Origin of the sequence: Streptomyces sp. NPDC050485 (genome assembly GCF_044458185.1) — a bacterium.
Taxonomy (GTDB): Bacteria; Actinomycetota; Actinomycetes; order Streptomycetales; family Streptomycetaceae; genus Streptomyces.
The window spans coordinates 1-19,614 of record NZ_JBITHR010000022.1; the positions used below are offsets into that span (position 1 = coordinate 1).

General features: G+C 67.6%; 24 protein-coding genes. 16 read left to right on the forward strand and 8 right to left on the reverse strand.

Features of this window, described 5'->3' with window-relative positions; all coding sequences use genetic code 11:
* Positions 1-17 precede the first annotated feature (17 nt).
* From ACIBK6_RS32680 to ACIBK6_RS32695, 4 genes are all read right to left on the reverse strand, one after another.
* Complete coding sequence (locus ACIBK6_RS32680) at positions 18-248, reverse strand: hypothetical protein (protein ID WP_399055414.1); 231 nt, start codon at positions 246-248, stop codon at positions 18-20.
* Between the two features lie 319 nt (positions 249-567).
* Complete coding sequence (locus ACIBK6_RS32685) at positions 568-783, reverse strand: hypothetical protein (RefSeq protein ID WP_399055416.1); 216 nt, start codon at positions 781-783, stop codon at positions 568-570.
* Positions 784-816: 33 nt separating this feature from the next.
* Complete coding sequence (locus ACIBK6_RS32690; protein ID WP_399055418.1) at positions 817-1,494, reverse strand: hypothetical protein; 678 nt, start codon at positions 1,492-1,494, stop codon at positions 817-819.
* Positions 1,494-2,003 carry an ATP-binding protein gene (locus ACIBK6_RS32695; protein WP_399055420.1) on the reverse strand — a complete coding sequence of 170 codons (510 nt, stop codon included), beginning with the start codon at positions 2,001-2,003 and terminating at the stop codon, positions 1,494-1,496. The genes ACIBK6_RS32690 and ACIBK6_RS32695 overlap by 1 nt, the downstream gene beginning before the upstream one ends.
* Before the next feature lie 247 nt (positions 2,004-2,250).
* Between ACIBK6_RS32695 and ACIBK6_RS32700 the strand changes: the two genes are divergently transcribed.
* Positions 2,251-3,645 (forward strand): XRE family transcriptional regulator, encoded by a 1,395-nt coding sequence (locus tag ACIBK6_RS32700; RefSeq protein WP_399055422.1) that lies wholly within the window; start codon positions 2,251-2,253, stop codon positions 3,643-3,645.
* A 32-nt stretch (positions 3,646-3,677) separates the two neighbouring features.
* Positions 3,678-4,589 carry a phosphotransferase gene (locus tag ACIBK6_RS32705; RefSeq protein WP_399055424.1) on the forward strand — a complete coding sequence of 304 codons (912 nt, stop codon included), beginning with the start codon at positions 3,678-3,680 and terminating at the stop codon, positions 4,587-4,589.
* A gap of 5 nt (positions 4,590-4,594) precedes the next feature.
* Here the strand turns inward: ACIBK6_RS32705 and ACIBK6_RS32710 are convergent, their stop codons facing one another.
* A complete protein-coding gene (locus ACIBK6_RS32710; protein ID WP_399055426.1) occupies positions 4,595-5,563 on the reverse strand; it encodes a methyltransferase domain-containing protein in 969 nt (322 codons plus the stop codon).
* 375 nt (positions 5,564-5,938) lie between these two features.
* Between ACIBK6_RS32710 and ACIBK6_RS32715 the strand changes: the two genes are divergently transcribed.
* The 4 genes from ACIBK6_RS32715 to ACIBK6_RS32730 all read left to right on the forward strand — a co-directional run bounded on the left by ACIBK6_RS32715 (position 5,939) and on the right by ACIBK6_RS32730 (position 8,470).
* Positions 5,939-6,250: a helix-turn-helix domain-containing protein gene (locus ACIBK6_RS32715; RefSeq protein WP_399055667.1), complete on the forward strand. Its 312-nt coding sequence runs from the start codon at positions 5,939-5,941 to the stop codon at positions 6,248-6,250.
* A 29-nt stretch (positions 6,251-6,279) separates the two neighbouring features.
* Complete coding sequence (locus tag ACIBK6_RS32720) at positions 6,280-7,146, forward strand: transcriptional regulator (RefSeq protein WP_399055428.1); 867 nt, start codon at positions 6,280-6,282, stop codon at positions 7,144-7,146.
* 305 nt (positions 7,147-7,451) lie between these two features.
* The gene (locus ACIBK6_RS32725; protein ID WP_399055430.1) at positions 7,452-7,919 is read left to right on the forward strand and encodes a hypothetical protein; all 468 of its coding nucleotides are present in this window, start codon (positions 7,452-7,454) and stop codon (positions 7,917-7,919) included.
* A gap of 113 nt (positions 7,920-8,032) precedes the next feature.
* Positions 8,033-8,470: a hypothetical protein gene (locus ACIBK6_RS32730; protein WP_399055432.1), complete on the forward strand. Its 438-nt coding sequence runs from the start codon at positions 8,033-8,035 to the stop codon at positions 8,468-8,470.
* Positions 8,471-8,694: 224 nt separating this feature from the next.
* On the opposite strand, the gene ACIBK6_RS32735 is transcribed toward ACIBK6_RS32730, so the two are convergent.
* Positions 8,695-8,883 (reverse strand): hypothetical protein, encoded by a 189-nt coding sequence (locus ACIBK6_RS32735; protein WP_399055434.1) that lies wholly within the window; start codon positions 8,881-8,883, stop codon positions 8,695-8,697.
* Positions 8,884-9,461: 578 nt separating this feature from the next.
* Between ACIBK6_RS32735 and ACIBK6_RS32740 the strand changes: the two genes are divergently transcribed.
* The 4 genes from ACIBK6_RS32740 to ACIBK6_RS32755 all read left to right on the forward strand — a co-directional run bounded on the left by ACIBK6_RS32740 (position 9,462) and on the right by ACIBK6_RS32755 (position 11,987).
* Entirely contained in the window at positions 9,462-10,172 is a 711-nt protein-coding gene (locus tag ACIBK6_RS32740; protein WP_399055435.1) for a hypothetical protein, read from the forward strand.
* Positions 10,173-10,310: 138 nt separating this feature from the next.
* Complete coding sequence (locus ACIBK6_RS32745; protein WP_399055437.1) at positions 10,311-10,976, forward strand: hypothetical protein; 666 nt, start codon at positions 10,311-10,313, stop codon at positions 10,974-10,976.
* 135 nt (positions 10,977-11,111) lie between these two features.
* The gene (locus ACIBK6_RS32750; RefSeq protein WP_399055439.1) at positions 11,112-11,774 is read left to right on the forward strand and encodes a hypothetical protein; all 663 of its coding nucleotides are present in this window, start codon (positions 11,112-11,114) and stop codon (positions 11,772-11,774) included.
* A gap of 18 nt (positions 11,775-11,792) precedes the next feature.
* Complete coding sequence (locus tag ACIBK6_RS32755; RefSeq protein ID WP_399055441.1) at positions 11,793-11,987, forward strand: hypothetical protein; 195 nt, start codon at positions 11,793-11,795, stop codon at positions 11,985-11,987.
* 18 nt (positions 11,988-12,005) lie between these two features.
* Here the strand turns inward: ACIBK6_RS32755 and ACIBK6_RS32760 are convergent, their stop codons facing one another.
* Positions 12,006-12,422, reverse strand: coding sequence for a DUF3592 domain-containing protein (locus tag ACIBK6_RS32760; RefSeq protein ID WP_399055443.1), 417 nt, complete (start codon positions 12,420-12,422; stop codon positions 12,006-12,008).
* Positions 12,423-12,502: 80 nt separating this feature from the next.
* Positions 12,503-12,844 (reverse strand): hypothetical protein, encoded by a 342-nt coding sequence (locus ACIBK6_RS32765; RefSeq protein WP_399055445.1) that lies wholly within the window; start codon positions 12,842-12,844, stop codon positions 12,503-12,505.
* A gap of 312 nt (positions 12,845-13,156) precedes the next feature.
* On the opposite strand from ACIBK6_RS32765, the gene ACIBK6_RS32770 reads away from it, so the two are divergent.
* The 6 genes from ACIBK6_RS32770 to ACIBK6_RS32795 all read left to right on the forward strand — a co-directional run bounded on the left by ACIBK6_RS32770 (position 13,157) and on the right by ACIBK6_RS32795 (position 19,590).
* Entirely contained in the window at positions 13,157-13,516 is a 360-nt protein-coding gene (locus ACIBK6_RS32770; protein ID WP_399055447.1) for a hypothetical protein, read from the forward strand.
* Between the two features lie 182 nt (positions 13,517-13,698).
* Positions 13,699-13,875 (forward strand): hypothetical protein, encoded by a 177-nt coding sequence (locus ACIBK6_RS32775; protein WP_399055449.1) that lies wholly within the window; start codon positions 13,699-13,701, stop codon positions 13,873-13,875.
* 272 nt (positions 13,876-14,147) lie between these two features.
* Complete coding sequence (locus tag ACIBK6_RS32780) at positions 14,148-14,759, forward strand: hypothetical protein (protein WP_399055451.1); 612 nt, start codon at positions 14,148-14,150, stop codon at positions 14,757-14,759.
* 846 nt (positions 14,760-15,605) lie between these two features.
* A complete protein-coding gene (locus ACIBK6_RS32785; protein WP_399055453.1) occupies positions 15,606-17,624 on the forward strand; it encodes a Shedu anti-phage system protein SduA domain-containing protein in 2,019 nt (672 codons plus the stop codon).
* A 190-nt stretch (positions 17,625-17,814) separates the two neighbouring features.
* Positions 17,815-18,168, forward strand: coding sequence for a hypothetical protein (locus ACIBK6_RS32790; protein ID WP_399055455.1), 354 nt, complete (start codon positions 17,815-17,817; stop codon positions 18,166-18,168).
* A 231-nt stretch (positions 18,169-18,399) separates the two neighbouring features.
* Positions 18,400-19,590: a hypothetical protein gene (locus ACIBK6_RS32795; RefSeq protein WP_399055457.1), complete on the forward strand. Its 1,191-nt coding sequence runs from the start codon at positions 18,400-18,402 to the stop codon at positions 19,588-19,590.
* Positions 19,591-19,614 lie beyond the last annotated feature (24 nt).

Sequence of the window (19,614 nt, forward strand, 5' to 3'; positions counted from 1 at the left end):
GGACGGGTTGTTGAGCACTAACCCGGGATCGCGATACCGGCTTCAACCGGCCTCCGTAATCGGATCCACTCACCACGTGCGACTTCGTGTCGCACGCCGCAGCCGACATCGACAGCGACCATGCCCGGCACGGTCTTCACATGCAGTTGGAAATACTCCACTTCCTCAGGCGTCACAGGGAGGAACTTCCGGCCCTGCTTGTAAGCCTTGTCCCAGTGCAGGGCCGTGGCTTGCTCGTTGATGATCATGAGGCTCTTTCGAATTAATCGGACTGGAACGTGCTCCTCGCGAACCTGGGGCCGGCCGCCCTCCTCCCGCAGAAGGGCGGCCGGGGCACGGTGCGCTTCCGGCCGGCACTCCATGGCCAGACGCTTACCGCGCCGCATCCCTCCGCCGTTCGAATCCCCGGGCGCCGACGCGACGGGCGTCGCTGTGCGGTCATCTACCGGGTACGGAGGGATCCCGTTGGAAGGTCATCTCCCGGACGCGCCTCGGGGGCTCAGCAGCGCCAGGGAGATGACCCGCTTGAGGAGGCAGGCGGACTGTGCCCGGTCGACCGCCCGCGGATCAGGGGATACGGCCGGTCCACACGAGCGCCAGGGAGATCAGGGCAATACACAGGAGCCCAAACCCGGCGCAGCCTTTGAGGTAGTGCAGCCAGAACGGAGCAGGCTGGCGGGGTGCTGGTGCGGGGGTGCGGCGGTGGGCGGTCCAGAGCGCACTCGCCAGCCAGACCCCGTAGCCGGGCAGCATGGCGTAGACGAACAGGGAGCGGAAGATCATGATTCTGCCGACGGGTGGGGAGCGTTGGGGGCGTCATGGCGCATCGCCTCCCGCCGGTGCGGCGTTGGCGAGGCAAACCAGGCGTATGCCCCAACTCGTCAGCCACGCCTTGAACTTCTGGCGATCCCAGCCCGGGTCCCGCGTCTCCACGGGCGGAACCAGGTCGTCCGTCGAGTCGACGAGCAGCATGCCGATCTGCCGAGCCTCGACGAGGCGCCGGATCCGCTTCCAGCCGGGCCGCTCCGACAGCGGCCAGTCGTGCAAGCTGCGGTCACCATGGGCGAACCGCAGTGAACCCGCACGCTCCTCGCCGGCCCGAGCCATGCGCTGGAGAAGGACGTCCAGGTCAACACGCTCGCGGGTGCAGGTGTAGGCGGCGGCAGCGACCCGGTGGGGCAGGAGGTCGTCCAGGGCGCTGGACACCGCGTCCGCGTACTTGGGCCGGGGGAAGTCCGGGTCGGCGGGCAGGATCAGGAGCATCTGCTGCGCCCGCCACAGAGCGTGGGCGAGAGCGGGTGACGGAGCGGGGACCAGGGCCAGGGTCCGTACCGCCTCGAACAGTCGGGTGCGGGTGACGCGAACCCGTGTCGCGCGCTCGTCCGGCCACTTGTCCGCCGCCAGCGAGTCCCTGAGCCGCTCCAGCAGAGCAGTGCCTCCCGGAGCGAACTCGCGGTGCAGCGCCACGCTGTATTCGACGGTTGGGGTCGCCATCAGCGCGTTCCCTCCGCTTCGGAGGGCGTAGCAAGGAAGGCCCACGTCCACTTGCCGACCCTGCCTTCCCGCGCCCGGATGCCCCAGCTGTCGGAGAAGGCGTGGACCAGGAACAGGCCGCGCCCGTGCTCGTCATCCGGGTCGGCGTGCACCACGTGGGCTGAAGCCGTCGACCTGTCGGCCACTTCCACCCGGACCCCACCGTTCGTGCGGATGATCCGGAACCCGAGGTCACCGCCACCGTGCACGAGCGCATTGGTCACCATCTCGCTGAGCACGGTGTTGACGCGGTCCACGAGACAGTCCAGCTCCCAGTGCCCCAGCAGGCCCCGAGACTGGAGCCGGAGCCGCTCGGGCAACTTCCGGTCCTCGACAGTCAAGTCCTCGCCGGGCCCTGCGGTCCTGGGAAACCACTGCTCGTGCACGACCCTCACTCTCTCCCGGCCCGCTCCTATGCCCTTACCGCACGACGGCTCGACGAACGGCGTGCGGTGCGCGGTGAGAGTCATGAGCCCGGTCCGTCCTGTCGGTTCGCTGTGTTGCCGGTGATACCGGCAAGCTGCCTTCTGGGACCGCAGACTCCTCTGCGCCAGCCCAGGCAACAACCGTGAGGGGTCACGGTTTTGGGCCGCTTCACGGCTTCCCGTCACGGCTGGCGGGCCGGATCAGAGGAACATCACGGTTTCTTGACGCAGGTTCACGAATCGGCTACTAGGCTTTGCACGCGACCAGCCCGATTCGTAGGGAGTCCGCAGCATGCCGGAACGTCCTTTGCCACATGGCCCCTCCTGTGCCAAGCGGATCCGCGCGCACGGAGTCTCGGCGGCCTGGTCCCCCGCCCGGATCGCCGAGGAAATCACCGCGTGCTGCCGGGTAAGTCCCCTTCGCGCGGCGCGCCTTGGGCGGGGACTCACCTTGAAGGCCGCCGCAAGCTTGCTGCAGGAGAGCGGCGCCGCTCTTGGCGCCCACGCGCCTCGCACGGACGACGAACAACTGCGCCTGTACGAGATGGGGCGGCATAAGCCCCAGCGATTGACAGTTGATCTCCTGTCCAGGGTGTACGAATCGTCACCGGAGAGCCTGGGTTTCCGCGCTGACGCCCATGCCTCTGAAATTCATCAGCAGCCCGCTTTGACGGCGCCGGCCGCTGCTCGCGGACAGGTTTCCTCCTGGAGATCGGAGCATGATCACTTCGAGGACCAGGTTGACTCAGTCCGCCGGGCGGTCAACCGAACGCTGGCGATGACGACGGTCAGCGCCACCCAGCTCGACCTGCTTGATTTACAGATCAATACGGCCCGGCGTGAGTACCTCTATCAGCCCCCGTTGATGATGGTCCGCCAACTCCTCGGCATCTTGGGTGAGGTCAAGGGCCTCTCCGCCGACCGGCAGCCGGCGTCGGTTCAGGTGCGGCTTTCGGAGATGGCTGCGTGCCTCGCCGTCTTGATCGCTGATGCACTCATGAAGCTCGGCAAGCTGGATATGTCGCGGTCCTGGTATGACACGGCGCAGACCGCGGCCGAGGACAGTGGTGATCCGGAGCTGCGAGCACGCGTCCGCGCGCAGCGCGCGATGCTGCCGTACTACTACGGGCCGCTGGCGGAGGCCGTCGCCTTCGCCCACGAGGCTCGCCTGATCTCCAGAACCCGGCCGACCGCCACGGGGGCCTTCGCGGCCGCCGCCGAGGCGCGAGCTCGCGCCCGGCTGGGCGATGTGGCCGGTGCCGAGGAGGCGATCGGCGTCGCGCGCCGAGTCTTCGAGCGGTGCGATCCCGGTGACGAGAGCGACGCCTTCGCCTTTCCCTACCGCCGGCTCCTGCTCTATCTGAGCGGCGCACTCACCGCGCTCGGACGCACACGCGAGGCCCGCACGGTCCAGGAGGAAGCCATCGCCCTGTACCCGCAACGCACCGGGATCGATCCCGCCTTGCTGCGGCTTGAGACGGCCATCTGCCTGGCCCGCGACCACAGCCCTGCCGAGGCATGCCAGCTGGCTGGAGCGACGGTCTTGCGAGTCTCATCAGGTCATCGCACACCGATTCTGGAAGAACGGGCCCGCCACGTACTGGGGATCCTGCCGCCTGCGGTTCGACAAGCACGTGAAGCGCGCCAACTCACCGAAATCCTTGCTCTGCCGCCAAGCGGCATGTGACAGGGGACCTGCGGGTCCGTCAGCCTGTCCTCATGACAGAACCGGCGTCGGCCCCCGGCGGCTTCCCCCAGCGCACGATGATCGACATCCTTCACCGGGCGTGCGAGGCCGTTGGCCTCGACGGCAATGGTGCACATCTCCTGCGCGGCCACACGAACGCGGTCGTCCTTCTCGACAGCGTGCCCATCGTCGTGAAGATCGCCCGCCTCGGCACCTCAGTAGCCGAGGTCCAGCGAACCGTCCACCTCGTTCAGTGGCTCACAGACTCCGCATTCCCCACCGCTCCCTTGCACCCCGGCATTGCTCAGCCTCAGGTCATCGACGGGCACCCCGTGACCTTCTGGACATACCTGCCTCAACCTGATGATGAACCAGTCACCGCCGAGCAACTCGCCAAGCCGCTCAGCATGCTCCACACCCTCACGGCCCCGAATCTCGTCCTGCCCGCTCACGACAACGTCCGGGCCATTCGGTCCTCGCTCGCCAAGATCACATCTTTGTCATCGCCGGAAATCGCCTTTCTGGAAGACCGAACGACCCGCTTGGAAGAAGATCTTGAGCACGTGGAATTCGCTCTGCCCGGTGGGCTCATTCAGGGCGACCCGCAACACCGCAACGCCCTCCACGATGGCGGCGGTGGGGTAGTCCTCTGCGACTGGGACACTGTCTGCGTGGGCCAGCCCGAATGGGACTTGGTCACCATAGAGGTGCACTGCCGCCGGTTCGGCTACCCTCCTTCGCACTACCATGCCTTCGCCACCGCCTACGGTTTCGACGTCCGCCAGTGGCCCGGATACAGCACCTTGCGCGACCTGCGAGAGCTCCGAATGGTCACCACGAATGCCCGGAAAACCCACCACGCGCCCGGCAGCCTCCACGAGGTGCGCCAACGCGTGGAGGGACTGAGAGGCGAAGACCACGAGCGAACTTGGAACATCCTGTAGCAAGTTCACCCGACGCAAGGACGCCGAGGAGCGGTATCAGCCCCCAGCCCCGTCCCGACGATGATTCGGATCTCCTGACGGCTGTCGCGCACCGTCACCCGATACTCGACGTCCGCGTAGGCGGGCCAACGCCCGTCCACAGTCGGCCAGCCCAACTCCTCGAACGAGCGGTGCGCCGTGCGCTGACCGCGCACCTTCATGAAGGCCACACCGGTGACGAGCCGGCCTTCGCCGCCGCCCCGTCCGTCAGCGACCAAGCGGAGCAGAGCGTCGTGCCCGAACGGCCCGTACAGCGGGGTCACCACGATCGCGCCGGGCGCGGCCTGGTCGAGCCAGGCCTGCGGGATCTCACGGACGGCCGCGGTCGAGATGATCCTCGTGTACCGGGCGCGCGCGAGATAGCCCAGTTCCCCGTCACCGGCGACCACTGTCGGGTGAAGACCGAGGTCGGCGAGCGCCGCGCGGGCGCGGGCGGCCAACTGCTCGTCGATCTCCACCGTTACCACGTTCCCGGGCCGGACCCGCTGAGCCAGGAGTGCGGTGCTGTAGCCCGAGCCGGTGCCGATCTCCAGCGCGATGTCGTCGGGGCCGGGGTCGAGGTAGTGCAGCATGTCCACGACGACGGCGGAGCAGGACGCGGCGCTCGTGAACGGCTGGTCGGTAGGTCCGTCCTCCGGCCGCACGGCGCCGTCGGCGACCTGGGTGATCAGGGACGCCCCGGGCTGGTAGACCCCCTTGAGCCAGGCGCGGGGCCGCTCGTGACGGTCGATCACATGGTGCAGCCCGTCATCGCGGGCGGTGGGCCACCACACTTGGTCCGGCACGAAGTGTTCGCGCGGCACCCGCAGGAACGCCTGGCGCAGCCAGGGCCGGTCATGGAAGTGGCCCACCGGCCGGTCGTCGAGTTCGGCAGCGCATTGGGCGCGCAGCTCCAGGGCCAAGCTTGCCAGGGACGGGTCCGCGAGGTCAGTCATCGTCCGGCTCCGGTTGCGGGTCGGGCTCCGGCATATCGTTCCCGGGGTCGCCCGGGCTCGACGAGGGCCCGCCCACCTGACCGTCCTGATCACCGCGACTGCCACCCATGATGCCTCCCTGGTGTACGACGTCGGGTCGGCGCATCCCAAGCGCGCCCGCCGGATGACCAGATGACCAGCAGCTACGCCTGCCCGCAAGCGACTTGCAACATGTGCATGCGCCCTGTACGCCCAGCCGGTTGGAGCTCTACCGTGGGCTGGCCGTGGCCCTAGCATCCGGGAGGCGACGATGAGCAGCAGCGTCGATCCGCTGTGGAGATCTGCTCGGGCGCGCGCGCCCTGGTCGCGAGCCGTGATGCCGGAGGCCTCATCAAGATGGGGCGCGAGGCCCGCGGATGGCGGCAGCCTGATTTAGGGCGCCGGCTCGGATACTCCGCCTCCACCATCTCCCGCCTGGAGCAGCACGGCGCCCGCACTGACCTCGCCCTGATCCAAGCTGCCGCGAATGCCGTCGGCATCCCAACCCCGGTACTGGCAGCGTCTCTCGGCCTGATCGCGCCTCTACCCACTACAGTTGTGACGGTCGTCCCACACCACCAGGAGGACCCGGTGCGCCGTCGCACAATGCTCGCCGCTGCCGGGCTCGCGGGCCCCGCTAGCCTGCTGGCTGGACTGGATCCGCGCTAGCCAGCACCCCCGACCCCACCGGCTCACCAGTGCCCCTGGACGCCCGCCTCGCCCAGGCCCGCGCCTTCTTCGACGCCGGACAGCACCCCGCCCTCCTCAAGGCCCTGCCGGGACTTCTGGCCGACGCGCACCACGCCGCCCGCAGCCGCCGCGAGATCGAACTGGCGTGCCTCTCCTCCACCTACAGCCTGGCTGCGCAGGTCGCGGTCAAAGTGGGCCGCTACGACCAGGGCCGGCTCAGTGCCGACCGGGCCGCGGTGTACGCCGAATGGTCCGGCTCCCCGCTCGTCGCCGCGGCCGCAGCCCGGGAGATGTCCATCGTGCTGCGCCACCAGGACCAGGCGACCGCCGCCGAGCGGCACATCTTGGATGCCGTCGCCCGGGTCGAGGGCACCGGCCTGAAAACCGACGCGCAGACCTCCGCCTACACCCAAATGCTGTGCACCCAGTCGTACACCGCGGCGAAGGCGGGCGACCACGATCAGGCCCTCACCATGATCCGCGAGGCCACCCGGGCCGCCCGCCCCCTGCCCCAACAGGCCCCCGCCGGACGCCTGTTCCCGATCACCCAAGCCGCCGTCGACCTGTATGCCGTCGGGGTGCACTGGGCGCTCGGAGACCCCAGCGCGGCCCTGGAAGCTGGCCGCGGACTGCGCGAGGGCCAGTTCGCCACCGCGGAGCGCAAGGGCAGGATGCACACCGACCTCGCCCGCGTCTGGTGGCTTCAAGAGCGCCCCGAGCAGACCGCGTCCGAGCTGCTCGCCGCATTGAGGGTCTCGCCTGCAGAGGTACGTGAGCGCCCCGCGATCCGGCAGGTCGTCACCGAGCTGGGGCAGCGGCACAAGCGCATTGTTGGGGTCCGCGAGCTTGTCGCGGCCGTCGGCATGCCTGTCTGATCCAACTCAAGGCGGGGCCGCCCGACTTGGGCTCGTTCCCACCGGTACATGCCATCCAGGCTATTGACCATGATGCCTTCGACGCTGGCCGCGCCCCAGCCCGGAGACAGCCCGTTCGGGCCGTGTCCGGGTCGGTGGTCTGCGGGCACAAGGCCCAGGGGGCGGCGGGTCCATGGAGGGCGGCCAGGACATTTGTCCTGCGGGTCTCGGGATTCTTCGCTCTGCCGCGGGCTCCCTTCCCACCGGGAGTATCGGTGGTGTCGGCACGAGCCCGGCGGTCACTGAGAAGACGTGAGAGGAACGCCATGAGCGCCACGGTCGCGATGGAGATGCCGGTCCAGGCCATCACCCAGGTCGAGGGCACGGCGGCGGAGGGCGTGGCTCCGCTCAGGGGGCTGCCGAACTGGTACTTCCCGCTGGTGGGCCTCTTCGCCGGGATATTCGACATCGCCCGTGCCTACCCGGTCCTGTACGCCCTGATCCCGGTCGTCGCGATCGTGCAGATCGTGCTCGCGTTCACCGTCCTGAGGGCCCGGATCCGTTCCATGAAGGCGCTGTGGAAGAACAAGCGCACCCGCTTCCTCGCTCTGGGTCTGCTGGCCGTGCGCTTCGTTGTCCGCTACGGACTCGGCGTCGCCGGGCTCGCGCTGGGCGCCGCCACGGGCCAGCTCACCCTCGGCATCGTCATGACGGTCATCGGCACCGCGATGGCCTGGGGCGACCAGTGGCTCATCCTGCGCACCCTCAAGCACGCCCAGGCCAAGGCCTCCTGACGGGGACCGCACCGCCCTAGCTACATACCCACGAACCGAGACAGGGTCCCCGTCGCAGCAGCGGCACGGGGCCCTTCGTGTGTGCGCCGCGGCCGGGGTGTCAGACTCGGACGGTGATCGACATCGACGAGTTCATGAGCGGCTGTCGGCCGGCGGTCCGAGGCCTGGTGGAGCATGTCGCCGGTGAGCAGGCAGCTGCCGCGTTCGACGTCGACCCGCTGAACTCGATCGAGGTCCTGGACGACTACGTGCGGCGGCTGCCGCTCGACGCGTTCGAGGCGGAAGACTGGATCACTCTGCACGCCGACCTGACCGCCTTCGTGATCGTGGTGCTGATGGAGGCCTACGGCGGCACCTGCCGGGCACGCTCGGACGAAACGCTCCCAACGGGCTGGGAGCTGGTCGTTGACATCATCGGCCTGGACGGCGAGCACCGCACGATCGCGCCGATGGGACTGGTCTACGAGCACCTGGTGCCGGTCCCTCAGAGGATCCCGCGCCTGCTGGAAGCCGTGGCCCATCAAGCGACCAGCAAGCCCCCACCCGCGTGACCCACGTAGTCCCGCAGGCTCGGCACCCATCCGCCTAACCGCGCCTGCCTCGTCCCGCGCGTCCTCGACGGCTGACTCCGCCGGACCCGCGCCCGTGCCGTCGCCGGCAGCACCCGTGACGCGCCCGGCTTTCCGCTGCTGACTGGTGGGCGGTCCAGACCGAGCTGCTCACCAGGACAGCTGCGCGCCTCGCCCCAACGCCACGATCCACATCGGCTGCCGAGTCACTCCGACGGCAGCCGGAATGCGATATCCCCGGCCAACTGCCTTGCCTCGTAGGCTTCGTCGTCGCCCTCGTGGTCAGCGAGGTGCTGGAGTAGCCGCACGACATCTCGCGCCTCCATCAGGGTGATCAGCGGCAGGCGGGGGGCGTCCGAGTACGTACCGGTCACGGGTGAAGCGAGATCATCCATGACCGGTCAACTCGCAGGTGGGGCGCTGGGTTACGTATTCAGGTTCCTATGGCAGCGCGACGCCTTGAAATCAACCTTAGAGTTGATAGAGAGGTCAACCCTAGGGTTGAGTAGGTGGTGTCGAGAGAGGGAGCAGCCCCGATGGACACCGCCACTGCAACCGCCAAAGCCCCTGTCAGCATCCCCACCGCCCGCAGCTGGCGCGCCCCCAGAATCGTCACAGCCACCAAGACCGCCGGCCGCTGGAACATCGACGCCGACTCCCTCAGAGCCCGCATCCGCAAAGCCCGCACCGACCGGGCCGTCGCAATCGTCCGGGCCCGCATCCGCGCCGGACTGCAACTGCCCGGACTGACCGGCCCGGCGCGACGGCACCCTCTGCTACCAGATCACCGAGCCCGGCATGCTCGGCCGCGACCCCCCGGCATCACCTGCGAACAGACTCTCGGCATCCGCTCATCGGACCCTACGACACAGAGGCTGACTATCTCGCCGGCTTCAACCGCGTCCTCGCAGCGCCCCGCCACACCCAAGCCGCGTGGTGGATCAACCACGTGCTGACCCCAAGGAACCCCGCCATGCCGCAGCCGATCACCCCCGACGTGCAAGCCCGAGCAGATCGGATCATCCGCGCCATCCGCCGCGAAGAAGAACGCGCCGCCATGCAGCGCACTCTGTCCGCGATCCGCCGCGCCCAGCTGCTGCGCCAGGCGGAAGACGTCCTCGGCACCCAGAGGGCCGTCGCCCGACAACTCGGCGTCAGCCCGCAGGCCGTCAGCAAAGCCCTCGCCGACCCCGACGCCACTCGCGGCAGGCTCCCCAACGAGCAGCCCATCAACTATCTGCCTCTGGAACTCGCCGAAGGCTTCACCGGGCTCGGCTACGGCGAATTCGTCGTCACCCCGCAGGAGTGGGAAACGATCGAAGACCCGGACCAGCAGCAGGAAGCCGCCACCGAAGCAGCAGCGGCCTGGCATGCCCTCGCCCTGCTCACCGACGGCCTCTCCCGCGCGCTCAGCCAACTGATCTACGCCTACGCGGACGTCAACGACTACCCCGAGGAAGACACACAGTCACCCAGCCAGGTCCAGCAGATCATCCTCGACGAGTGCGCGTGGACCCCCAACTCGATGCTCCCCATCAACCGTGACGGGGCGCGCCGCATGAGCCGTCTGCTCGGATACCTCGCGGATTCCTTCGGCGACCACGGCGCCAGGTCGTGGAAGGAAGTCGAGAAGTGGCGCGACCGCGCCGGGCAGGAACAGACCAGCATCGAGAACGCGCTCTGACGAACCCTGGGTCACAATCCGCCAGCACCCCCACACCACAGCTGCTGACACGCGTGGTTTTGTTAAGACCGAGGTGGGCAGAGTGATCCGTTCTCCGCGCCGCTCCACCTTTCCCCACGACGGAGGTTCGACCCCCTGATGTTTCTGCGTAATCACACGGTCGCGACGGCCGTTGCTGCCCTAACTGCCGCGGGCACGCTGCTCCTCACCGCATGCGGCGGTGGGGGCTCGAAGGAGTTCGATTCCAAGAAGATGGCGGGAGCGGACAGCGGGTCTTCCGGCTCTGCCTCTGCCGCGCCGTCGGTGTCGGCCGCCATGTCGGACCGGCCCAAGGTCGAGATGCCGGCGGACGTGAAGCACGTGTACGAGGAGGTGAACACCGGCGATCGGGTCAAGGACGCGGTCCTGGCGGACAACGCCCGGAACCTTGAAGCCATCGATGCCGCGATCACGGGCAGTCAGTCCTCTGCCGAGGCTGCCCTGAAGTTCTACAACAAGGACAACGCGCTCATCGCGGTGTCCGCCTACATCAAGCCCTTCTACGACGAGGGCCGGAGTTTCGTCGGAACCACGCGCTACTACCACCGCCAGGTGACGGTCAAGGATGCGACGGCGACCCTGTCCTACTGCGCAGACGCGACGCAGACCTTCCCGAAGGACCGCAAGACCGGAAAGGTGGACCGATCCGTGGCCGGATCGGCTTCTGACTACACCTTCTTCACCGAGCAACTGCACAAGAACGACAAGGGTGTCTGGCAGTCCGTCGGCATCACCTCGGGACCTGGAGCGAAGAAGTGCAGGTGATGAGGCGAACCGCCCGCGCAGGCCGGTGATCGGCACCATGGCTCTGACAGCGGCGCCCTCCACCGTGTATGAGGACGGCGGCTGGCTTCGACGGCTGAGATGGACCCTTTTCCCTTACGGAGGTAGGACTCCCCGATGCGTAACCACAAGGCCACGACGGCCGCGGCTGCCCTGGCGGCCGCGGGCGCGCTTCTGCTCACCGGGTGCGGTGGGGATTCGAAGGGGGCCGATTCGAAGAAGATCGCGGGCGCGGACAGCGGGTCGTCCGCGTCGGCTGCGCCGTCGGCGTCCGCGTCCGGTGCAGCCGACGCGGCGAACCGGCCGAAGGTGACGCCGCCGGCGGGGGAGGAGCTGTCCTTCGACCCGGAGAAGACCGGCGACCCGATCAAGGACGCGGTACTCGGCGACAACGCGGAGTACGTGCGCGCCGTCGACGAGGCCATCGCCAATCAGGATGCCAAGGCGCCGAGTGTGGCGTTCTACGCCAAGGACGACGCCCTGGTGGGCGCCATGCAGTGGATTGCCTCGGTGACAAAGCAGGACGTCTCCATCACGGGGACGATCCGCTACTTCGACCGGCAGGTCTCTATCAGGCAGGACGGCGCGGCGACTCTGACGTACTGCGGCGACGAGACCAAGGGGTTCACCAAGGACCGGAAGACAGGCAAGGTCAACGTCACTCCGGCCAACAGCGATTCGTACATCTCGTACGCCCTGGTCCTGCGCAAGAACGACAAGGGCGTGTGGCAGGTCACCAAACTGTCGTCAGTACGGGGGGACAAGAAGTGCCAGCCGTAATGCGCGTCTCCCGCGGTCTTGCCGTCGGTGTCGGCCGTCGTGCCGGACCGGCCCGAGGCCGTGATGGCGGCGGACGTGAAGCACGTGTACGAGCAGGTGAACACCGGTGATCCGGTCAAGGACGCGGTCCTGGCGGACAACGCCCGCAACCCGGAGGCCATCGATGCCGCGATGACGGGCAGTCAGACCTCCGCCGAGCCGGCCTTGAGGTGACGTCTGCCCGAAGTGCGTCTACTGATCGAAACTCAGGAAGACGAACAGGACGCCCAGCAGTGTGAAGCCGCCGGAGATCAGGATGCCGAAGAGGCTCCCGAACAACGGTGACCAGCTTCCTCCGCGCCCCATGACGGTCGCGGTCCGAGCCGGGTTGTCGGGCCGGTACCGGACGGTCACGGCGTCGCCCTGGGCGAGCAGGAGGGCATCCTCTTCGAACTCGATGTACTGGCCTTCGAGAGTGGTGAAGCCATGGACGTGATGCCAGTAGGTGTTGCCCTCACTGCCTTCGCTTGAGTACCGGCGTACGCAGCGGCCTTCCACCGCGATACCGCTCACGATCGTGCGCAGTCGGCCGGTCAGCTGCCGCGTCAGGAAGAAACAGAGAGTGCCAAAGGCCGCCAGGAGGCCGAGCCCCACCCAAAGTATCGTCATCCCGGCAGGATAAGAGTCCATCCGCTGCCTCCTGGCAGGAGGCCGGCCGGCCGGTCAACACCACCTTGCATGTCAGGCGGTCATGCGTGGCTGAGGATGACCAGCAGCGCGGTGCACTCGGCGAGGACCTGGGCGGCGACCGCTACCTGCCGCACCCGAACCGCAGGGGCGGCGAGGGCGACCGCGAATGCCACCGCCCCGACACCGGCACTCCACTCGAACAGCCACCCAGACAGTGCCGGGGCGCACTGCTCCCCGCTCGTCACGCACTGAGAGGCTCGCTCCGATGCCAGGGTGAGCACACCGGTGGCCACCACTGCGGGCACGAACAGGAGGGCCGCGAGGGCGGCCCACAGCCGGGTACGGTCCCGGTCCTGGGCTGTCTGGGTCGGGAGCGCGGCGGGGGAGGGGTATGCGTTCATGGCTCCATCCAACGGGGAGCCTTTGGCGCCGCGCAGCCGCTCGGGTACTCAGTTCGGGGGCACATGTACTCAGGTTTCATGTCCGCCGTCCCGCTGGGAACGGCCCGTGGACCGCGACCGTCTCAACAGTCAAGGCGAATTGCCCGTGTACGGCGCGAAGGTCACCATCACCTCCGACGGTGCCTCCGCCCTCTCCCGCGGCCGCCGCTGGTCAGCCAGCCTGTAAACGACTGAAGAACGGCTGAGCGATCGTACTCATGTCAGCTGTCGGGGGCATCTGGGAGGCTAGGCGTCACTGATCAGAGGAGCCTCATGAGCGACGTACAAAATTCTCCCGCCTCGGATGATCCCAGGTCCGCGCGCATCCTCGGTTACCTGCTGGGACGGGCTCTGAGACCGCTGGCTCGCTTGGTCAACCCGCTTGTCCGCCGCGGCTACACCACGTTTGCCGGGGTGATCGTGGGGGCGATCGTCTGCGCCGCCGTGTGGACCTCGAGCTACGGGCTGTTGACGCTCGCGCCCGCGCTGCCGCTCCCGCTGATGTTGCTGGCGACCCTGTCCGGCGCGCTCTTCGCCGTTCTCGGGGGGCTCGGTGGCATGACGCTGCTCTTCACGGCCCCCGTATGGATCTTGAGTGGTTTCACCGAGCCCGCAGTCCGCACCCGGAGGTGACCCTCGACGCCGTGGGGCGTGAGCGACGACACTCCGCGGCGCCAGCGTGTGTTGGGCGGCGTACAGCGTGAGTACGTACGCGGGGGTTCGCGACGTTCACCGTGGCCATGGCCGGGAGCCGTCACGTTGACGCTCTTGCGCGACGACACTGAGATCGCCAACCGGCTTTCCCCGTACCTTACTTGGACGTCACGCTGCTCACCGTCGACATGTTGTCACTGGTCTTCGTTCGGGTGACCGGTGCGCCCGGGCCGGGCTGTGTGATCAAGGATGTGGGCAGCGTGGAACACGAGCTGACCCTGGCGTGGGCGGCGCGGGCCTGGTTGCGTTGGTGGGATGCAGAAGGCAGCAGCTCTTGATCGTCGTTCCGCCGGGACCTCGTGGGGCGCAAGAGTGTGCGTCACTCGTGTTCACGGTGTCTGCTGGATGGTTGTCCACTTCGCCGAACGCGGGGCATGGGCGTTCCGCCGGTCGTGACTGCAGTAATTACACCGATCCGTCGGATCGTTGGTGCTCGCGGAAATGTCGGCGGCGCTATCCGGGGCGGATTACGTCAGGTATCGGTGCAGGTTGGAAACGCGTACCATCCGGCAGCAACACACGCACACACATATCCCCTGGGAGTCGCACCGTGCCGGACAGCACCACGCTCCAGTCGCAGTACGCAGCCCAGGTCCACAAGGACCTGGAAACCAACGTCGCGGAACGCGACCGCATCACCGCCGAGATCGACGTCCTCCAAGAGCAATTGAAGGTCCTAGAGGACAACCATCTGCTGCTGACTGCGATGCAGCAGACCCTCGGCACCAGCACACCCCCGGCCGCTAAGACACCGAAGAAGCCCGGCAAGACTGCACCACCTGTCGGCGGGCGGGTTCCGCGGGCCCGTACAGCGGACGAGGCTCCCCGCACGAGGACAGGGAAGCGGGGGCAGGCCGCCGTGAAGACCAGGACGAGGGGCAGTGGTCCGACCCTGCGCGAGCTCGTCGCCGGGAACCTCGCCGGCGCCGGTGAGCCGCGCTCGGCCGCCGAGGTCACCACCGCCCTGGCCGCCGCCCACCCGGACCGGAACATCGCCGCCACCGCGGTGCGCGCCACCCTCGAAAACCTTGTCGCGAAGAGCCAGGCAGAGCGCACTCGCCAGAACCGGTCCGTCTTCTACACCCTCCCCGATACCGCTGGTACCAGTACGCCCGCACAACCCCAGGACGCCGCGTCAGGGGACCAGGCAGTCACCCATTGACCGCCGGGATCAACGAGCGAGGCCGGTGTCACCGTTCACCGTGCCGGAGCCGTGGGTCCGTGGGGCCGAGCTGATTCCTCAGGCCTTCCCGGATGTGCGCCACCGCCATGGAGAACCGGCAAGCCGCCCGAGTGCTGGCCACCGCAGGCCGCGCGCTCGACGGCCGCTACCTCTCCGCCTCGCCACGTGGCCCTGACGCCCCGCGCCATGAGGCGTCCTGGCCTGCCTGCCCGGCCCAGCCACTGCAGCGATCGTCAAGCCCGTCAGCCGACTGTCCCGCTCGACTAGACCCCAACCCGCTGGTGCCACCGAACGCCCGTCTCTACCTGCCTGATCAGGTAGCGGATGCCTTGGTTGTCGTCGGGGTTGGTAAAGAGGCTATTGCCGAAGACGGCCGTGGCGCTCGCCGTCTCGCCCGACTGCCACCAGGTACTGGGACCTGCTGGGAGTCATAGGTACGTCGAGTTCGACTCTTCACAGGCGACTGAGCAGTCCGTCGCGGATGCCGCTGTCCATGTTCTGCCGCCGTCCCTGCGTCACGAATGTCCCGTCTGTCGGCATACTCGCGTCTATGGCCCTGGCAAGATTTTCGTGAAGCCGGGATGCGCCACCGTGCGCCGGTGACGCTCCGTCACCGGTAGCGGGACCCCCGTCGGGTGTGTGATGACTTCGTACGGATTGTGTCCCCACACCTGGAGGCGGTGCGGGTGGAGCGAGTGTGGGTAGCAACGTGTTCGACGAGGTGAAAGTTTCAATCGTCCGGCGCCCTACTGCCGAACCGTCCATCCTGGACGCATGACTTCGACCGATCCCGCCAGAGCGAACGAGCCGCCGACAATCACGGCGGTGACACGACGTGACATCTTCACGTACCTGCGCGGGATATCGCGCCCCTGGTGGGGCAAAATGGACGAGGTCACGTTCCTGGAGGGCCTCTACGACCTGGACCGACCTCCAGTCGGCAACAGCCAGCTTCCGACTGTCCGCGCCAATATCCAGCAGCACCGGTTCAACAACGAAGACCTGCCCGACGACTGGATCTTCGAGGACTCCCGCTTGGAGCTCTCCCACGGACCGGACGAGGTACTGCTCACCTTTCTGGCACGGATGGTCCATCCTGAAGTGGCAGCCGACGTCGAGGAGGCTACAAAGCACGTCGAGGAACTAAACTTGTTGCTGGCGCCAGACGGATGGGGTCTGCGTCCGCACGAGTTCCTCTCGGGCCGCCCCCTGTATAAGCCGGTACGAGTTCCGCCCAGAGGCCCGTTGATCCCGCTGCCGCTGGAGGACGAGGACACGGGCAAGCTCGGCCTGGTCCTCGGCCAGGCTTTCAGCCTCCTGGACTGCGCTGGCGAGGAGACCCCACGCGACCTGCTCCGCACCGCGGTCCTGACCCTCCGCCGTGATGGCGGCATCTTCCATCCCATGCCTGGTGACGGTTGGACGGCTGACACCTACGAGGCGGTCCTGACGGTGGAGCGCGAACTTCTGCCCACCTGCACCCCGGGGGCGAAGGAGGTGATCTGGCGGACGTTGCAGTCCGTGCTCATCCAGCTCGGGCGCATCGACGTCCAGGACCTTGTGGTCGAAGGCGACACCCGGCCGCTGCCCAACATCCCACCGGACTGGCGGACCCAAGCCTCAGCGCCCGCTACCCCCATTGTTCGAGGCTTCCGACTCCCCTTCTCCACCACCGAGTTCGATGTCACCCGCAGGGACTTCACCGACCTAGAAATCCACGGTTCGCAGGACAGCGGCGGGTTCCACTACCTCTACGACACCCGCGCACGCCGGATGATCACCGACTTCGTCCTCGACGACCGGCCGCAGGTAGCGACCTTGTGCAGCATCACCATCATCAAGAAGGGCGACACCTTGACGCCGAGGATCAAGCTCTGGAAGAAGGACAAGAAGAAGGCTGGGGAAGTCTGCGCTACGCAGACAGTGCCTGAGACCGGGACCACCCGGGCCGTCAAGGCGCTCGTCGACACCGGGGACGTCCACGAGAACTTCTGGAAAGTCATCAACTTCCTCCAGGGCTGCACCGGCCTGAGCACTCCCGGCAGTTCCCTCCAGCTCGTGGCCGGCGACGAGGCCCAACTGGCCCAGCTCCTGACCGGCCAGGACCGGACGACGGTTCTCGGTGCGGTCAGGACAGCCATCGGCGGCGGGCTCACGGAGGAGGACATCCGGCTGATCAGCAACCGCAAGGAACAGCTCCAGAGGTTCGAGCGACTGCTGACCGATCCGGACTACTTCCGGCAGGAGGAGAGCCTGGCAACGACACGCGGGGCGGAGGCGGTCTGGCAGGCCTTCTTCGAGGCGAATCAGTGGATATTCGGCTACGGCCTCAACCTCATCGCCTGCGAATCCATCAACGACGGCAAACTGGAACGCATCACCACCGGCGCCAACATCTTCGGCGGAGCCGGGAAACGCATCGACGCCATCATGCGGTCCAAGGGCCTGATCAGCAGCATGCTCTTCTGCGAGATCAAGACCCACGACACCGAACTGCTCTCCAAGACCCCGTACCGCGCGGGCGTCTACCAGGCATCCACGGAACTCGGCGGTGGCGTGGCGCAGGTGCAAAAGACGGCCAGCAAGGCCCAACAGCTCATCTCCAGCCAGTTCCTCACCCGCATCTACGACGACGACGGCACCCCGACCGGTATCGAACTGTCCACTACCCGGCCCCGGCAGGTCGTGGTGATCGGGAGCCTGCGCGAGTTCACCCACAACGGCGCCGTGAACCCGGAGAAGATGAGCTCCTTCGAGCTGTACCGGACATCCATCCAGGACGTCGAGGTAATCACGTTCGACGAACTCTACGAGCGGGCCTGCTTCATCGTCGAGGATCACTGAGGCGGGCCGCTGCCAGGGCACTCGCCGACACTGCCGCTGCCCGTGACGGAGCGTCACCGGCGCACGGGGGCACATCCCGGCTTCACGAAAATCTTGCCAGGGCCGCGTCTGTGCCAAAGGCAGGTACGGAGGAACGTGCTGAGCATGTGGCTGCCGAATGGCCCTCATTGCCATGCGAGATGATGGGGCAGTGGATCTTCGCTACTTCAATCAGACCGGCCGGACCGCCATCTTTAACGGCACCGAAACCGATATCGGCCGCATGGTGCGGGTGGAGGCATGGGACCCGGCAACCGGAACGGCGCTTGTCGTCGATCCCAAGCGACGCGCCATGCGTCCTGTCACGGATTACGAGGACTTCTCCTATCTTGAGAAGTCCGACCAGGTCGTAGCCGCAGTGCCTGGGGGCGGGTGGCGGGCCCACTGGAAAGACGAGGGCCCGGGGAAAACCCCGCTCACGGAGCAGGTGCTCGCGTGGCCACTTGGCGAACAAGGCCCACCACCCGGTCCTCACCGCCCATCAGGCCTCGCAGCGGCGACGTAGCGGTTGCTGGTCACCTCACGAACAGTCGGCCCGGACGGGAGAAGGTGGCCCGCGGGTGAGTCGCCGCGCTACAGTCGGGGGCGGCGTTGGTGACCGCCCCACTCCGATGCTGTGCGTCCCCACGTGGCAAGCAGCGCGGCGGACAAGGTTCTGTCGAATCTCACTGATCAATCACCTGTGCTCGGGATATCGAAGTGCGGGACGTGGGACTGCACGGGATGACGAGCCCGCATGACGCGCAACCGTAAGAAGAAGCTGGCCATCCGGGCCGAGGCGGACGGCGGCAGCTACACCGAGGCCGCACGCCTTCACGCGTCCACCCCTCAAGAGATCCTGACGGCCGACGTACACAACCGGCTGATGGACGCGTTCAAGGCGGCGGGCTGGCCCGTGGAGAACGACGGTTTCCCCGAGTACGGCACCTGGACCGGCTGGCCGGGGCCGGTGTGGTCCATGCTCTCCCGCCCGCAGGACTGGCACAGCGAGGCGCACCCGGACGACCCGGACCACTACGACCTCACGGCGGTCCCCGAGCTCACTCTCATCACCCCCAAGATCCCCATCAACACCGGGGAAGCGATGGTGCTCAGGCTCCCGGGGACCATGCCGGCCGCCGACGTCGTCCGAGCCGTCCGCGAGGAACTCACGCGCACGCGCGCAGCCAAGGTCGGCGAACTGGTCAACAACGCAGCGTGTTCCCTGTGCGGCGACCGGTACCCGGCCGCGCACCTGCTGCCGTCGACCGACTCCGACCGGCTGGTGCTCTGCCCCTTCTGCGTCTTCGACGGCGACATCCTCGGCAGCCACCCGCTGCGCCTGGTCTACCTCATCGACGAGCTGACCAGCGAGGACGTGGCTGCACCGGCAGGGTGGGCGGCGGTGACGGCACTCCTGGCCTGCGCCGCGGGCCCGGCCTTCCGGGAGCGGCTCGAAGATGTTGGCGTGCTGCAAGTGCCGCTGTCGCACTGGTTCGATCCCGACCAGGTGTGGGTGTGGCTTCCGCCCGGCGACTTGCCGCCCGCTCTGCAGGGCCTGGCCCCGGGCACGAGTCTGGGCACCCTCGTGTCCGCCGTGGAGACCGCTCACCCTGACCTGCGCGACCGCTTCCGCGCGCAGGTGGCGGCCACCTTGGAAGAAGACGAGGAAGACAGCGACGGAGAAGACCCGCGGGACTACCTGGTCGAGCAACTGTGGCCATCCGCAATCTGTTTCGCGGTCACGGCAGCTACTCAGTTCCGCGAACGCCCGGATGGCCATTCACCGTGGCACCTCCTCGATGACGGCTTCGAGGAGGGCAACTTGAGCGACCACTTCGACCAGATCGGCAGCACCCTCGACGCTGATTCTCTCGGGCCCGTGTTCACTCTCTCGATCGGTGTCCCGCTCATCTCCGAGGTTCTGGGCCTTGGCCCCAAGCCGTAGACCGGAGTGGCCGGGGAAGGAGAT

Coding starts and splice junctions, on each gene's coding strand:
- ACIBK6_RS32680 (WP_399055414.1), bottom strand. CDS start 248: ATGATCATCAACGAGCAAGCCACGGCCCTGCACTGGGACAAGGCTTAC.
- ACIBK6_RS32685 (WP_399055416.1), bottom strand. CDS start 783: ATGATCTTCCGCTCCCTGTTCGTCTACGCCATGCTGCCCGGCTACGGG.
- ACIBK6_RS32690 (WP_399055418.1), bottom strand. CDS start 1,494: ATGGCGACCCCAACCGTCGAATACAGCGTGGCGCTGCACCGCGAGTTC.
- ACIBK6_RS32695 (WP_399055420.1), bottom strand. CDS start 2,003: ATGACTCTCACCGCGCACCGCACGCCGTTCGTCGAGCCGTCGTGCGGT.
- ACIBK6_RS32700 (WP_399055422.1), top strand. CDS start 2,251: ATGCCGGAACGTCCTTTGCCACATGGCCCCTCCTGTGCCAAGCGGATC.
- ACIBK6_RS32705 (WP_399055424.1), top strand. CDS start 3,678: ATGACAGAACCGGCGTCGGCCCCCGGCGGCTTCCCCCAGCGCACGATG.
- ACIBK6_RS32710 (WP_399055426.1), bottom strand. CDS start 5,563: ATGACTGACCTCGCGGACCCGTCCCTGGCAAGCTTGGCCCTGGAGCTG.
- ACIBK6_RS32715 (WP_399055667.1), top strand. CDS start 5,939: ATGGGGCGCGAGGCCCGCGGATGGCGGCAGCCTGATTTAGGGCGCCGG.
- ACIBK6_RS32725 (WP_399055430.1), top strand. CDS start 7,452: ATGAGCGCCACGGTCGCGATGGAGATGCCGGTCCAGGCCATCACCCAG.
- ACIBK6_RS32735 (WP_399055434.1), bottom strand. CDS start 8,883: ATGGATGATCTCGCTTCACCCGTGACCGGTACGTACTCGGACGCCCCC.
- ACIBK6_RS32740 (WP_399055435.1), top strand. CDS start 9,462: ATGCCGCAGCCGATCACCCCCGACGTGCAAGCCCGAGCAGATCGGATC.
- ACIBK6_RS32745 (WP_399055437.1), top strand. CDS start 10,311: ATGTTTCTGCGTAATCACACGGTCGCGACGGCCGTTGCTGCCCTAACT.
- ACIBK6_RS32750 (WP_399055439.1), top strand. CDS start 11,112: ATGCGTAACCACAAGGCCACGACGGCCGCGGCTGCCCTGGCGGCCGCG.
- ACIBK6_RS32760 (WP_399055443.1), bottom strand. CDS start 12,422: ATGACGATACTTTGGGTGGGGCTCGGCCTCCTGGCGGCCTTTGGCACT.
- ACIBK6_RS32765 (WP_399055445.1), bottom strand. CDS start 12,844: ATGAACGCATACCCCTCCCCCGCCGCGCTCCCGACCCAGACAGCCCAG.
- ACIBK6_RS32770 (WP_399055447.1), top strand. CDS start 13,157: ATGAGCGACGTACAAAATTCTCCCGCCTCGGATGATCCCAGGTCCGCG.
- ACIBK6_RS32795 (WP_399055457.1), top strand. CDS start 18,400: ATGACGCGCAACCGTAAGAAGAAGCTGGCCATCCGGGCCGAGGCGGAC.